This is a genomic window from Dactylosporangium sp. NPDC049140 (genome assembly GCF_040648435.1).
Genome location: NZ_JBEZDS010000048.1, coordinates 22,707 through 35,508, shown reverse-complemented (window position 1 = coordinate 35,508; position 12,802 = coordinate 22,707). Strand labels below are relative to the sequence as shown.

At 72.4% G+C, this 12,802-nt stretch carries 15 protein-coding genes; 7 read left to right on the top strand and 8 right to left on the bottom strand.

Annotated features, from left to right (window positions below):
* Positions 1-57 precede the first annotated feature (57 nt).
* Positions 58-738 carry a transcriptional repressor LexA gene (lexA, locus tag AB0B76_RS46615; protein ID WP_360388848.1) on the bottom strand — a complete coding sequence of 227 codons (681 nt, stop codon included), beginning with the start codon at positions 736-738 and terminating at the stop codon, positions 58-60.
* Between the two features lie 437 nt (positions 739-1,175).
* Between lexA and AB0B76_RS46610 the strand changes: the two genes are divergently transcribed.
* The 3 genes from AB0B76_RS46610 to AB0B76_RS46600 all read left to right on the top strand — a co-directional run bounded on the left by AB0B76_RS46610 (position 1,176) and on the right by AB0B76_RS46600 (position 5,270).
* Positions 1,176-1,496, top strand: a complete 321-nt coding sequence (locus AB0B76_RS46610; protein ID WP_360388722.1) for a LysM peptidoglycan-binding domain-containing protein — start codon at positions 1,176-1,178, stop codon at positions 1,494-1,496.
* A 316-nt stretch (positions 1,497-1,812) separates the two neighbouring features.
* Positions 1,813-2,325, top strand: a complete 513-nt coding sequence (gene nrdR / locus AB0B76_RS46605) for a transcriptional regulator NrdR (protein ID WP_360388719.1) — start codon at positions 1,813-1,815, stop codon at positions 2,323-2,325.
* Between the two features lie 83 nt (positions 2,326-2,408).
* The gene (locus AB0B76_RS46600; protein WP_360388845.1) at positions 2,409-5,270 is read left to right on the top strand and encodes a vitamin B12-dependent ribonucleotide reductase; all 2,862 of its coding nucleotides are present in this window, start codon (positions 2,409-2,411) and stop codon (positions 5,268-5,270) included.
* A 48-nt stretch (positions 5,271-5,318) separates the two neighbouring features.
* On the opposite strand, the gene AB0B76_RS46595 is transcribed toward AB0B76_RS46600, so the two are convergent.
* Complete coding sequence (locus AB0B76_RS46595) at positions 5,319-6,314, bottom strand: ADP-ribosylglycohydrolase family protein (protein WP_360388716.1); 996 nt, start codon at positions 6,312-6,314, stop codon at positions 5,319-5,321.
* On the bottom strand, positions 6,305-6,733 hold the full coding sequence (locus tag AB0B76_RS46590; RefSeq protein WP_360388713.1) for a hypothetical protein: 429 nt from the start codon (positions 6,731-6,733) through the stop codon (positions 6,305-6,307). The genes AB0B76_RS46595 and AB0B76_RS46590 overlap by 10 nt, the downstream gene beginning before the upstream one ends.
* Positions 6,734-6,775: 42 nt before the next feature.
* On the opposite strand from AB0B76_RS46590, the gene AB0B76_RS46585 reads away from it, so the two are divergent.
* Positions 6,776-6,937: a hypothetical protein gene (locus AB0B76_RS46585; protein ID WP_360388710.1), complete on the top strand. Its 162-nt coding sequence runs from the start codon at positions 6,776-6,778 to the stop codon at positions 6,935-6,937.
* Positions 6,934-7,338, top strand: a complete 405-nt coding sequence (locus AB0B76_RS46580; RefSeq protein ID WP_360388707.1) for a GNAT family N-acetyltransferase — start codon at positions 6,934-6,936, stop codon at positions 7,336-7,338. The genes AB0B76_RS46585 and AB0B76_RS46580 overlap by 4 nt, the downstream gene beginning before the upstream one ends.
* Here the strand turns inward: AB0B76_RS46580 and AB0B76_RS46575 are convergent.
* Genes AB0B76_RS46575 through AB0B76_RS46560 form a run of 4 tightly spaced genes read right to left on the bottom strand, consistent with a single transcriptional unit; the run spans position 7,327 to position 9,722 of the window.
* Positions 7,327-7,887 carry a hypothetical protein gene (locus tag AB0B76_RS46575; protein ID WP_360388704.1) on the bottom strand — a complete coding sequence of 187 codons (561 nt, stop codon included), beginning with the start codon at positions 7,885-7,887 and terminating at the stop codon, positions 7,327-7,329. The genes AB0B76_RS46580 and AB0B76_RS46575 overlap by 12 nt on opposite strands.
* 5 nt (positions 7,888-7,892) lie before the next feature.
* Complete coding sequence (locus tag AB0B76_RS46570) at positions 7,893-8,132, bottom strand: hypothetical protein (RefSeq protein ID WP_360388701.1); 240 nt, start codon at positions 8,130-8,132, stop codon at positions 7,893-7,895.
* A gap of 58 nt (positions 8,133-8,190) precedes the next feature.
* A complete protein-coding gene (locus tag AB0B76_RS46565) occupies positions 8,191-8,592 on the bottom strand; it encodes a RidA family protein (RefSeq protein ID WP_360388698.1) in 402 nt (133 codons plus the stop codon).
* A 2-nt stretch (positions 8,593-8,594) separates the two neighbouring features.
* On the bottom strand, positions 8,595-9,722 hold the full coding sequence (locus AB0B76_RS46560) for an NAD(P)-binding domain-containing protein (RefSeq protein ID WP_360388695.1): 1,128 nt from the start codon (positions 9,720-9,722) through the stop codon (positions 8,595-8,597).
* Here AB0B76_RS46560 and AB0B76_RS46555 point away from each other — a divergent pair.
* A complete protein-coding gene (locus AB0B76_RS46555) occupies positions 9,712-10,992 on the top strand; it encodes a LysR substrate-binding domain-containing protein (RefSeq protein ID WP_360388692.1) in 1,281 nt (426 codons plus the stop codon). The genes AB0B76_RS46560 and AB0B76_RS46555 overlap by 11 nt on opposite strands.
* Before the next feature lie 465 nt (positions 10,993-11,457).
* Here AB0B76_RS46555 and AB0B76_RS46550 read toward each other — a convergent pair whose 3' ends face one another.
* Positions 11,458-11,967, bottom strand: coding sequence for a hypothetical protein (locus AB0B76_RS46550; protein WP_360388689.1), 510 nt, complete (start codon positions 11,965-11,967; stop codon positions 11,458-11,460).
* A 43-nt stretch (positions 11,968-12,010) separates the two neighbouring features.
* Between AB0B76_RS46550 and AB0B76_RS46545 the strand changes: the two genes are divergently transcribed.
* On the top strand, positions 12,011-12,325 hold the full coding sequence (locus AB0B76_RS46545; RefSeq protein ID WP_360388686.1) for a hypothetical protein: 315 nt from the start codon (positions 12,011-12,013) through the stop codon (positions 12,323-12,325).
* Positions 12,326-12,802 lie beyond the last annotated feature (477 nt).

Genomic DNA, 12,802 nt, shown 5'->3' with positions numbered 1-12,802 from the left:
GGCAAGGGTTGTGGCCGGCGGCTCACTGGCTCAGCCGGCCACCAGAACGTCCGTGGGTCAGATGCGGCGGACGACCGTGACGACGCGGCCCAGGATCGTGGCCAGGTCGCCCTGGATGGGGTCGAAGGCCGCGTTCTGCGGCATCAGCCACACGTGGCCGTCGCGGTTGCGGTAGGTCTTCACGGTGGCCTCGCCGTCGAGCATGGCGGCCACGATTTCGCCGTTGTTGGCGTTGGGCTGCTGGCGCACGACCACCCAGTCGCCGTCGCAGATCGCCGCGTCCAGCATCGAGTCGCCCTTGACCTGGAGCATGAAGAGCGTGCCCTCGCCGACGAGCTCGCGGGGGAGGGGGAAGACGTCCTCCACCGCCTGCTCGGCCAGGATCGGGCCACCGGCGGCGATGCGGCCCAGGACGGGCACGTACGCGGGGGCCGGGCGGGCCGCGCGGGCCGCCTCCTCGTCGACCGTCACGAGCTCGCTCGGCGGGCGGACGTCGACGGCCCGGGGGCGGTTGGGGTCGCGGCGCAGGTAGCCCTTGCGCTCGAGCTCCTTGAGCTGGTACGCCACGCTCGAAGGGGAGACCAGGCCCACGGCCTCGCCGATCTCGCGCACGCTCGGCGGATAGCCGTTGCGCTCCACCGCGGCGCGGATGAACTCGAGGATGCGGCGCTGGCGGACGGTCAGGTCGGCCGCGAAGAGGTCGGGGAAGGCGCTGACCACGGCGGTGACCGCGCGCATCTCCGGCTCGCCGCCGCGGCGGCGGGTGGCGCGCTTGGCGCCGGCGCGGCCGCCGATGGCGGTGACCTCGGCGCCGGGGCCGTCGATGAGCTCGTCCGGCTCGCTCGCGGGTGCGTCGGTGCGGTCGTCGGCTGACACGTCGTCCTCCCTCGTGTTGGCAGTCGCGGGGCGTTCGCCGCGCCTGCTGACGGGCCGTGGGGTGGCTCGTCACCCGGGCCCCGCGCGGGTGCGGGTCCCAGTTGTCGCATAGGTCCGGTAATCCCGATCGAAAGCTGATCGTGTGTGGATCACCGTAACGCCGGGGTACGCCAGTTTCAAACATCTGTACTACGTGGCGCGCCGATTTTTCGGCGAGTCTGCTCGACATGGGTCTTCCCGCTCTGGTACACCATCGTACGACTGTTCTATCGAACAGGCGTACGTAAAAGGGGGCCGACATGGGACGGCAGGTCGAAAACGGGCACGAAAGCGGGCCGATTCGCCTCACGCGGCGCGGGCGGATCGTGGTGTTCTGTTTCCTGCTGGCCGTCGCCGGAGGGCTCTTCGCGCTCGTCGCGGCGCCCGGCCAGGCGGCCGACCCGCCGGGTCCGGCGCCGACGGTCATCGTGCAGCCGGGCGACACGCTCTGGGACATCGCGACGCGCACCAAGGGGCGCGAAGGGCGCGACGCGACCGTGGAGGAGATCCGCCGGCTCAACAACCTCGACGGCTACGACATCGACGCCGGGCAACGGCTGGTCCTGCCCCGCCGCCGCTGACTCTTAAATATCGTCTTTCAGGGCATAAATCTGACAAGTCCGGGCAAGCGGCGTCTGACTTGCCGCAAAAGTCCACATGGCAGAGAACTACCAATGAGAGTCGCGACACAAAAGGGTCGGGATCCTCGTTTGACTTGCGTCAGCGTAGGCATCGGCATAGCGTCTACCCCTAGATGTAGTAGTTACAGGGGTGTAAGTCGTCCACAGATTGTGGATTCGGCAGCCGCTGTTCACTGACTGTAATTTTCCGGCGGGCAGGCCTCACGAGGGCGCTCGTCGGGTTTGGCGTGCCTACCCTGGAGAGGGGACCATCGACATGCGGTGCCCGTACTGTCGGCACGCCGACTCGAGGGTGGTCGACTCTCGCGAGGCCGAGGATGGGCAGATCATCCGGCGGCGCCGGTCCTGCCCGGAGTGCGGGCGGCGCTTCACCACCGTCGAGGAGGCGGTGCTCGCCGTGGTCAAGCGCAGCGGGGTGACCGAGCCGTTCAGCCGGTTGAAGATCATCGCCGGGGTGCGGAAGGCCTGCCAGGGCCGGCCCGTCGACGAGGACTCCATCGCGCTCCTCGCGCAGAAGGTCGAGGAGACGGTCCGGGCCCGGGGCGCGGCCGAGCTGCCCAGCCACGAGGTCGGGCTGGCCATCCTCGCGCCGCTGCGGGACCTCGACGAGGTGGCGTACCTGCGGTTCGCCAGCGTCTACCGATCGTTCGACTCGCTCGGCGACTTCGAGCGGGAGATCGCGGCGCTGCGGGCCGGGGCCGAGGCGCCGGTGAAGGAAAGCGAGTCGTCGGGGGACGGCTCCACCGTGCCGACCGCGCGTGTCGGCTGACCAAAGCACGAAAAGCGCACAGAACGAATTCCGGTACGCACATGCGGTACCGAATGATGACCACGCTGATGAGGGGGCCGCGGATGGCGGGGGAGACGAAGACGAAGACGTCGGCACGCAAGGACCAGCGGGAGGGGCTGCGGGTCGAGCGCGTCTGGACGACCGAGGGGGTGCACCCCTACGACGAGGTGACGTGGGAGCGTCGCGACGTCGTCATGACGAACTGGCGGGACGGCTCGATCAACTTCGAGCAGCGGGGGGTCGAGTTCCCGGCGACGTGGAGCGTCAACGCCGCCAACATCGTCACCACCAAGTACTTCCGCGGCGCCGTCGGCACGCCGCAGCGTGAGCAGTCGCTGCGCCAGCTGATCGACCGCGTCGTGTCGACCTACGTCGCGGCCGGCCGTCAGCACGGCTACTTCGCGACCGAGCAGGACACCGAGATCTTCGGCCACGAGCTGACCTGGATGCTGCTGCACCAGGTGTTCAGCTTCAACTCGCCGGTCTGGTTCAACGTCGGCACGTCGTCACCGCAGCAGGTCAGCGCCTGTTTCATCCTGTCCGTCGACGACTCGATGGACTCGATCCTCGACTGGTACAAGGAGGAGGGGCTGATCTTCAAGGGCGGCTCCGGCTCCGGCGTCAACCTGTCGCGGATCCGCTCCTCCAAGGAGCTGCTGACCAGCGGCGGCACGGCCAGCGGCCCGGTGTCGTTCATGCGCGGCGCGGACGCGTCGGCCGGGACGATCAAGAGCGGCGGCGCCACCCGCCGGGCGGCCAAGATGGTCATTCTCGACGTCGACCACCCCGACGTGGAGGAGTTCATCGAGACCAAGGCCCGCGAAGAGGACAAGGTCCGGGCCCTGCGCGACGCCGGCTTCGACATGGACCTCGGCGGCAAGGACATCGTCAGCGTTCAGTACCAGAACGCCAACAACTCCGTCCGCGTCTCGGCCGACTTCATGCGCGCCGTCGAGGACGACACCGAGTTCGGCCTGCGCTCGCGGCTGGACAACAGCATCATCTCGACGGTCAAGGGCAAGGAGCTGTTCAACAAGCTCGCCCAGGCCGCGTGGGCGTGCGCCGACCCCGGCATCCAGTACGACGACACGATCAACGACTGGCACACCTGCCCCGAGACCGGGCGGATCACCGGGTCGAACCCGTGCAGCGAGTACATGCACCTGGACAACTCCAGCTGCAACCTGGCCTCGCTGAACCTGCTCAAGTACCTCAACGCCGACGGCACCTTCGCCGTCGAGAAGTTCGTGAAGTCGGTCGAGCTGGTCATCACCGCGATGGACATCTCGATCTCCTTCGCCGACTTCCCGACGGAGAAGATCGGCGAGACCAGCCGCGCGTACCGCCAGCTCGGCATCGGCTACGCGAACCTGGGCGCGCTGCTCATGGCCAGCGGCCTCGCGTACGACTCCGAGGGCGGCCGGGCCGTCGCGGCCACGATCAGCAGCCTGATGACGGGCACCGCGTACCGGCGCTCGGCCGAACTGGCCGGAGTGGTCGGCGCCTACGACGGCTTCGCCCGCAACGCGACCGCGCACGCCCGCGTCATGCACAAGCACGCAGAAGCAAATGCCGTCATCGGTACCGTCGGCGCCGTCGACACCGCCATCAAGGACGCGGCCACGGCCCAGTGGGCGCTCGGCAACGAGATCGGCGCCAAGAACGGCTGGCGCAACTCGCAGGCCAGCGTCCTGGCCCCGACCGGCACCATCGGCCTGATGATGGACTGCGACACCACCGGCGTCGAGCCCGACCTGGCCCTGGTCAAGTTCAAGAAGCTCGTCGGCGGCGGCTCGATGCAGATCGTCAACCAGACCGTGCCGCGCGCCCTGCGCACCCTCGGGTACCAGGAGGAGCAGGTCGAGGCGATCGTCGAGCACATCTCGGCGCACGGCCACGTCGTGGACGCGCCCGGGCTGCGCCCCGAGCACTACAGCGTCTTCGACTGCGCCATGGGCGAGCGGACCATCGCGCCGATGGGCCACGTGCGGATGATGGCGGCGATCCAGCCGTTCATCTCCGGCGCCATCTCCAAGACGGTCAACATGCCGGAGTCGGCGACCGTCGAGGACGTCGAGGAGATCTACTACCAGGGCTGGAAGCTCGGCCTCAAGGCGCTCGCGATCTACCGCGACAACTGCAAGGTCGGCCAGCCACTGTCGGCGGTCAGCTCCTCCAAGAAGGAGGAGCCGGCGCCCGTCGCGCAGGAGGTCGTGAAGACCGAGAAGGTGATCGAGTACCGCCCGGTGCGCAAGCGGCTGCCGAAGAAGCGGCCGAGCTCGACGGTGTCGTTCTCCGTCGCCGGCGCCGAGGGCTACCTGACCGCCTCGTCCTACCCCGACGACGGCCTCGGCGAGGTCTTCCTCAAGATGTCGAAGCAGGGCTCGACCCTCGCCGGCGTCATGGACGCGTTCTCGGTGGCCATCTCGATCGGCCTGCAGTACGGGGTGCCGCTGGAGACGTACGTCTCGAAGTTCGTGAACATGCGCTTCGAGCCGGCCGGCATGACCGACGACCCGGACATCCGCCTCGCCTCGTCGGTGATGGACTACATCTTCCGTCGCCTGGCGCTGGACTTCCTGGACTTCGACACCCGCTCGGAGCTGGGCATCCTCACCTCGGCGGAGCGCGCGGCCCAGCTGCGCGCCGAGGCCGCGGGCAACGGCGGCGACTCCGAGGTCGACCTCACCGAGATGCGCAACTCGGCCCCGGTGGAGAAGCCGGCCGCCGAGAAGGACAAGCCGGCCGCGAAGCCCGCCGAGATCGAGCCGCCGCGGCGGATCGGCTCCTCGACCGAGCTGCTCGAGCTGGTGCAGGGCAAGGCGGCCGACGCGCCGCTGTGCTTCACCTGCGGGACGAAGATGCGCCCCGCGGGCAGCTGCTACGTCTGCGAGGGCTGCGGCTCCACCAGCGGCTGCAGCTGACCTGACACCGCGATGCCCGGGTCCGTCCGGACCCGGGCATCGTCGCGTTCAGGACCAGGCGGCCGCGATGCGGGAGAGCTCGTCGCGGTACTCGATCAGCCCGAACCACGGCGTGGGCCAGCCCGGCTCGCCGTGGACCGCGCCCGCGAACGCGCCCGCCAGGCAGGCGATCGAGTCCGAGTCGCCCGACGAGGCGGCGCCGCGCGCGATGGCGTCGACCGGCGAGTCGGGGAAGAGCAGCACGCAGTACACGGCCGTGGCGAGGGCCTCCTCGGCGACCCAGCCCGCGCCGCCGGCCAGGCACGGGTCGGCGTCCGGGCCGATCCAGCGGACCTTGTCCTCCAGGCCGGCGAGCGCGTCCGCGCACTCGTCCCAGCCGGTGGCGATGAACCGCTCCGGGGAGCCGGCCGGCGAGCGCCGCCAGAGCTGGTCGCCGAGCCAGTCCCCGCGGTACACCTCCCGCTGAGTCGAACAGCGCTCGCGCAGGGCCGCCGGGAGCTCGGCCACGGGCAGGCCGTCGAGCAGCCAGCGCACGGCGAGGGCGGTCAGCTCGGAGGCGGCCAGGCCGGTCGGGTGGCCGTGGGTGAGGGCGGCCTGCAGCTGGGCCGCGCCCGCGCGCTCGTCCTCGGTCAGGCCCGGGACCAGGCCCATCGGGGTCACGCGCATGTTGGCGCCGCAGCCCTTCGAGCCGGCCACCGTCGCCTCCCACCACGGCAGTCCCCGTGACATCGCTTGGCAGGCGGCCAGACACGTGTTGCCGGGGGCGCGATCGTTCTCGGGGCTGGCCCACCAATGAAGGAACCGGCCGCGCAGGCGGGGCTCCAGTCGATCCGGGGTCAGCGGGGGCGCTTCCTGTGCGCTGATGAGGGCGTCGGCGACGGCCAGGGCCATCTGGGTGTCGTCGGTGACCAGGGCGCCCGGCGGCAGGTCGCGGGGGCCGCGCGGGCCGAACGTGGCCACGATCGCGTCGTACGAGCGGAACTCCGTCGGTTTGCCGAGCGCGTCGCCGAACGCGAGACCGAACAGGGAAGCCTTCACTGACATGCCGGAAAAGCTATACCCGCACGACCTCGACCCGGCACTGCGGATGGCGGGCGCGGACCTCCTCGGCGCGCCGCTGCGCCGCGTCGGAGAGGGCCAGCAGCCGCACCGGGCCCGGCGTCCAGGCGCCCGGTCGCGGTCGCCGGCAGGTGGTTGTAGATGGCGCCCGCGGTCGCGCCGGACGTGCGCTGCATCGTGGAGAGGAACAGGGTCAGGCGGTACGACTCGTAGCCCGTGTCGTCGCCGACCACGAGCGCGGGGGCGTCGCCGGGCAGCCGCGAGTACGCCCGCAGCAGCGGGCTCGCCTGGGCCGTGCGCGTCGCGTCCGGGCCGGCCAGCCACGCGGCTCCCCAGGACCCGCCGGGCTGCGGCTGGTACGGCGTGTCGCCGCGCCCGGCCCCGGTGAGCGCGACGATCGCCACGAGGGCTGGCACCGCGGCCGGCAGCGAGCGGTGTGGGGCTACGTGGATCTGCAGCTCGCCTGCTACCTCGGGTTCCTGTTCCTGCTCGGGGCGAGCGCGCAGCTGTACGCCGGCTGCGTCTACCTGAAGTGGCCGATCGCGCTGGCCGCCGGGCTGGTGCTCGCCGGCAGCCTCGTCGAGCGGCACCTAACCTTGGCGCGGTGACGCTCACCTTCGCCTGGCGCGCCCCGTTCACCTCGCCCGAGCTGCGCCGCCTGCACGTTGCCAGCTTCGGGGGCGGTGACTCCGCCGGCCCGATCGACTGGTGGGCCCGGGTCAACGCGCACAGTCTCGGCTGGGTCGTCGCCCGCGACGGAGCGGCCCTCGCCGGCTTCGTGAACGTCGCCTGGGACGGCGGCGAGCACGCGTTCGTCCTGGACACGATGGTCGCCGAGCCGTACCGCCGCACGGGCGCCGGGACACGGCTGGTGGCCCTGGCCGCCGAGGGGGCCAGGGCCACCGGTTGCCGCTGGCTCCACGTGGACTTCGAACCCCACCTCACGAAGTTCTACCTGGAGTCCTGCGGCTTCAGCCCGACGCCGGCCGGGCTCGTCTCACTTGCGTAGCGCCTTCAGGCTCTTGTGCGCGGCCTTGGCGGCGTCGCGGATCGGGCTCACCGCGGCCTTGATAGCGTCGGCGTCGGGGCCGGGCTTGACCGCCAGCAGCGCGTCGGCCTTCCCCTCCAGCGACTTCTGAATCGCGTCCGTGCCCGCCATCTTGTGGGCGACCACGAGCTCGGTGTCGATGGCGGCCGTGAGGCGCACCTTCGGGCCGGTGAGCATGAAGACGCGGTAGTCGTTCACCATGCTCTGCGCGTCGGCCTTGAGCGCCGCCGCCGTCGTCTCGCCCTGGACCTTGGTCTTGAGCGCGGTCAGGCCGCCGCGCTGGTCGGCGACGAGCTTGGTGAGCGTGTCCTTGTGCGCCGCGGTGAGCTGCTTGGCGCCGCCGATCGTGGCGTCGAACTGCTTGAGCGCGTCGAGCCGCTTGTCGATGCGCGCGGCGACCGCCTGCTTGGCCTGGTCGAGGGTGGGGGCCGCGCTCGCGGGGGCGCCGACGGCGAGCGTGGCGCCGACGACGACGGTCGCGGCGAGCAGGGTACGTGCGATCCGGTTCATTCTCGTCAGTCCTCGTCCTCAGGGGCCTGGGCGTCCTTGCTGAGCTGCTGCCCGACCTGGTCGAGCAGCTGGTCCACGTCCGCGCCGCCCTGGTCGGCGGCCGCGCCGCCGGTCGTGGCGGCCGGGGCCGTGGTCACGGTCGTCGCCGGCGGGGTTGGTGCGGCGGGCCGCTGTCCGCGGTCCTTGCCGCAGCCGCCCAGGAACAGCAGCGCCGCGGCCAGCGCGATGGCGAGCGTTCGTCTCATGGCGCCCATGGTGCGGGCCGCGGGTAAGCGCGACCCGCGGCCCGACGTAAGGGTTGTGTCAACGCCGCACGGCCGCGGTCACCTCGACCTCCAGCAGCGCTCCTGCGCGGAAGAGCCGCGACACCTCGACGGTCGTGCTGGCCGGCGGCGGCCCGGGGAACAGCTCGCGGCGCACGGTGCCGTACTCCGGCAACAGCCCCAGATCGGTGACAAACGTACGGATGTGCGCGACGTCGGCGAAGCCCGCACCGTGGGCCGCGAGAATGCCGCGCACGACGCCGAAGATGTGCCGCGCCTGGGCCGCCATGTCGCCCTCCCCGACGATCGCCCCGTCGTCGCCGACCGCGATCTGACCGGCGAGGAACAACAACGTCGCGCCGTCGGCATCGACCCGGGCAACGTGCGAATAAGGCCCGGCGGGGGCCGTCACCCCCGCGGGGTTGTCGAGCCTCATGACCATGTTCACGCCTCTCTCACAAGAACGGCAATATCCGCATCCGGTACCGCCCGAGCCACCACGGCCCGCGCCGCCGCCACGACCGGCAGCCCGCCGCCGCGCGCGGTCTTCCCTTCCACGGCGGCGATCGCGAGGTCGAGATCCTTGGCCGCCAGCGCGTTCGTGAAGTGCGCCGCGGGCCCTCCGGCACCGACCGTCCGTTCGGCCGCGGTGCCGAGCGGCCCGGCCCGCATGAGCTCGACGGCGCCCGCGCGCGGCAACCCCACCGCCTCGGCGACCACGAGCACGTCGGCGAGCGCCGCGACCGCCGAGATCATGGCCGCGTTGAGCACCACCTTGGCCGCCGCGCCCGAGCCGAGTGGCCCGCAGTGCCGCACGTCGCCGAGCGCGTCCAGCACGGGCCGCACCCGCGCCACGTCGGCCGCGTCCCCGCCCGCGAAGATGCGCAACGTCCCGGCGGCCGCCGCCCCCACACTGCCCCCGACCGGCGCATCCACGAGCGCGACGCCGTCGGGGAGACCGGCCGCGACCGCGCGTACCGCATCCGGCCCGATCGTCGACATCTCCACGACAACGGTTCCGGCCCGCAGCCGGGCGCGACCAAGCACGTCCCGGACCGCGGCCCCGTCGGTGAGCATGGTGATCACGACGCCGGCTTGGTTGCCCGCTTCGACGCCGGCTTCGTTGCCGGCTCCGACGCCGGCTTCGTTGCCGGCTCCGACGCCGGCTTCGTTGCCGGCTCCGACGCCGGCTTCGTTGCCGGCTCCGACGCCGGCTTCGTTGCCGGTCTCGACGGCGGCTCCGCCACGCGTTTCGTTGCCGGCCCCGACGCCCGCCTCTACGCCCGCTTCGACGCCGGCTCCGCCACGCGTTTCGTTGCCGGCCCCGACGCCCGCCTCTACGCCCGCTTCGACGCCGGCTTCGTTGCCGGTTTTGACGGCGGCTCCGACGCCCGCTTCGTTGCCGGCTCCGACGCGGGCTTCGACGGCGGCGAGATCGGTCGTCACAGTGACGCCCGGGAGCGGGCCGCGCGGCGTCCGGTTCCAGCCGGTGACCGCCCAGCCGGCTTCCGCGAGCCGTACGGCGATCGCGGCCCCCATCCGCCCGAGCCCGAGTACTGCGATGTGGTCCATGCCGACGACGCTATGGATCTTTCTCGCATGCCACCAGCGAATGTCTGGCATGGTGGCCATGCGCCGTGCGAATGTCGAAGTCGTGCAGACGGAGATGCTCGAGGTGTTCCGCGAGGTGGCGCGGCAGCGGTCCATCACGGGCGCGGCGGCGACGCTGCGGTACACCCAATCGGCCGTATCCCGGCAGATGGCCGCCCTGGAGGCCGAGTTCGGCGCTCGCCTCTTCGACCGCCTGCCGCGCGGCGTGGCCCTGACCGCGGAGGGGCACTGCCTGCTGGAGCACGCCTCGGCGGTGCTGGACCGCCTCGCGTCCGCGCGCCGCGACGTACAGGCCGTGCGCGACGCCGAGACCGGCCGCCTGCGCGTGGGCGCCTTCGCAACCGCGGACGCCGCGGTCGTACCACGCGCGCTCGCCCGCTTCCGCGCGTCCCACCCGCACGTGGAGATCTCGTTGGTGGAGGGCCTGACCACGCGTCTGCTGTCGGCCCTGCTGGTGGGCGACGCGGACGTGGTACTGGTGAACGCGAGCGCGGACCGCCCGTTCACGGACGAACGCTTCCGGCTGCATCACCTGGTGGACGAGCCGATGCTGCTGGCCGTGAGCGCCTCCCACGCCCTGGCGCGTCCGGCTTCCCGTTCATTGCCTCGCGACGCCGGCGATGGGGGACTGGGTCCACGTGCCGATGCACCGGCGAGCGGTGCCGAAGGGGCGGGTCCCGATCGGATATCCCCGGCATTGGCGGACGGTGCCGATTTTGCTGAGCCCAGTCCGACGTCTGGTGCGCTGGTTCACGGTGCCGAAGGAGTGGTACCCGATCCGACATCCTGGTGGATGTCGGATATGTCGTCGATAGATGGCGAAATAGGGCGACGAAGTGTGGCTGATTCCCGGCCGGGTGCGGGCGGGCGCGTCGTGCGGCTGCGTGACCTGGCCGGCGAGGCGTGGGTCGCCGGGTCGGCCCGTGCGGAGGAGACGCTGCTCGGGGCGAGCGTGCGGCTGGGGTTCCGGCCGCGGATCGAGTTCGTGGTGCGGGAGTGGACGGCGAAGTTCGGGTTCGTGGCGGCCGGGCTCGGCGTGACCCTGGTGCCGGGCCTCGCCGCGCGTACCGCCCCCGCCGACGTCGTACTGCTGCCGCTCGACCCCGCCGAGGTGCCGCCCCGCACCGTGGTGGCGGCGACGCTGGCCGGGCGCACGGTGCCACCCGTCGTCGAGGCCTTCCTGGGCACTCTGCGTGAGGAGGTCACCGAGGCCGCGCGTCCGAGCGCCTGACGGTGCGGCGGTCAGCGTCCCGCGCGTCCGAGCGCCTGACGGTGCGGCGGTCAGCGTCCCGCGCGTCCGAGCGCCTGACGGTGCGGCGGTCAGCGCTCCGCGCGTCCGAGCGCCTGACGGTGCGGCGGTCAGCGCTCCGCGCGTCCGAGCGCCTGACGGTGCGGCGGTCAGCGTCCCGCGCGTCCGGGCGCCTGACGGTGCGGCGGTCAGCGTTCCCGCGCGTCCGGGCGCGGATCGCTCGGGGTGGGCTCGGGACGCGTGGCGCCGCCCGGACCTCACGGTGTGGCGTCAGCCCGGGCGCGGATGGGACTCGAGGCACGTTGCGGCGCCGTCAAGTGGTTGGGCATCCTTTGCGGCGGCACACCCGAATTAGACGGCCGTCAGCGATAAATCCGACATCCGCAGGATGTCGGATCGTTGGTGCTCCTGCGGCGCCGTCCGGCAATCGGCTAGAGGCGTGCGTGATCAGTAGAGCTGGGCGTGAGGCGACCGCACCGCCACGTCCGGGGCGAGGACCACGGCAGGGCCCACGCCGACGGGAATTTCGCTACCCTGCGCGATATAGACGGCCCTAAGGAGGCGTCCGGGCGTATGGCGGCGGCGGGCATTCTCGTGACCGGGGCGACCGGGAAACTCGGGCGCGTACTGATGGAGGAGCTCCGGGAGCGGGGACTGGCCGCCCGGGGGATGAGCCGCTCGGCGCCCGGGATGGTGCGGGCCGATCTCGTCAGCGGGGAAGGGCTCGCGGCCGCGCTCGGTGGGGTGGGGCTCGTCGTTCACGCGGCGACGGACGGGCGGCGCGACGTGGTGGCGGCGCGGCAGCTCTTGAGTGCGCTCGGGGCCGATCAGCGGCTGCTGTACGTCTCGATCGTCGGGGTCGATCGCGTGCCCCTGCCGTACTACCGCCAGAAGCTCGCGGTCGAGGGTCTCGTGCGGGACCGGGGCGGGTCGATCTTCCGCGCTACGCAGTTTCACGACCTGATCTTCATGATCGCGCGGGGGCCTCGCTCGGTCGCCCGTGGTGCCCTATCCCGCGTTCGACTTCCAGCCCGTCGACACGCGCGACGTGGCGCGGCGGCTCGGGGCGGTCGTGGCCGCGCTCGGGTCGGGGGCCGCGCCCGTGGAGGAGGACTTCGCCGGGCCCGAGGTGCGGCCGGCGCGGGATCTCTTCCGGAGCTTCCTCCAGGTGTACGGCAAGCGCCGCCTCCTCGTGCCGCTCCGACTGCCGGGGAAGACGTTTGCCGGGTACCGCTCGGGTGGGCACCTCGCTCCGGACCGGGCGCTGGGGACGGTGACCTGGGAGCAGTATCTGGAGCGGCGGCGCGCGGGTTAGAGGGCGCCGGCCGTCGCGGCCGAGACGCGCGCGGAGGCGTTGGGGGGCGTGGGGCCCGTCGCGGCTGGGACGCGGGGGCGCGGAAGCGTGGAATGGCCGTCGGCCGAGACGCGCGCGGAAGCGTGGAATGGCCGTCGGCCGAGACGCGCGCGGAAGCGTGGAGCGGCCATCGCGGCTGGGACGCGCGGAGGCGTGCGCGCGGGGCGTGGGTGCGCGCGGCGTGGCGTGAGGCGCGCTCGGCGGGGCGTGGGTGCGCGCGGCGTGGCGTGAGGCGCGCTCGGCGGGGCGCGGGAGCGTGCGCGGCGCGGCGCGGCGGGGCGGGCGCGGCGCGGCGGGGCGGGGCGCGGCGGGGCGGGGCGGGGCGCGGGAGCGTGCGCGTGCGCGTGCGCGTGCGCGTGCGCGGCGGGGCGGGGCGCGGGAGCGTGCGCGGCGGGGCGTGTGCGCTGCGCGGCGGGGCGCGGCGGCGTGCCCCGCGCG

What these genes read in the sequence shown, in the direction of transcription:
- AB0B76_RS46575 (WP_360388704.1), bottom strand. Translation starts at nt 7,887, where the DNA reads ATGAACCGGATCGCACGTACCCTGCTCGCCGCGACCGTCGTCGTCGGC.
- nrdR (WP_360388719.1), top strand. Translation starts at nt 1,813, where the DNA reads ATGCGGTGCCCGTACTGTCGGCACGCCGACTCGAGGGTGGTCGACTCT.
- AB0B76_RS46610 (WP_360388722.1), top strand. Translation starts at nt 1,176, where the DNA reads ATGGGACGGCAGGTCGAAAACGGGCACGAAAGCGGGCCGATTCGCCTC.
- AB0B76_RS46600 (WP_360388845.1), top strand. Translation starts at nt 2,409, where the DNA reads ATGGCGGGGGAGACGAAGACGAAGACGTCGGCACGCAAGGACCAGCGG.
- AB0B76_RS46555 (WP_360388692.1), top strand. Translation starts at nt 9,712, where the DNA reads ATGTGGTCCATGCCGACGACGCTATGGATCTTTCTCGCATGCCACCAG.
- AB0B76_RS46595 (WP_360388716.1), bottom strand. Translation starts at nt 6,314, where the DNA reads ATGTCAGTGAAGGCTTCCCTGTTCGGTCTCGCGTTCGGCGACGCGCTC.
- AB0B76_RS46560 (WP_360388695.1), bottom strand. Translation starts at nt 9,722, where the DNA reads ATGGACCACATCGCAGTACTCGGGCTCGGGCGGATGGGGGCCGCGATC.
- AB0B76_RS46565 (WP_360388698.1), bottom strand. Translation starts at nt 8,592, where the DNA reads ATGGTCATGAGGCTCGACAACCCCGCGGGGGTGACGGCCCCCGCCGGG.
- AB0B76_RS46570 (WP_360388701.1), bottom strand. Translation starts at nt 8,132, where the DNA reads ATGAGACGAACGCTCGCCATCGCGCTGGCCGCGGCGCTGCTGTTCCTG.
- lexA (WP_360388848.1), bottom strand. Translation starts at nt 738, where the DNA reads ATGCGCGCGGTCACCGCCGTGGTCAGCGCCTTCCCCGACCTCTTCGCG.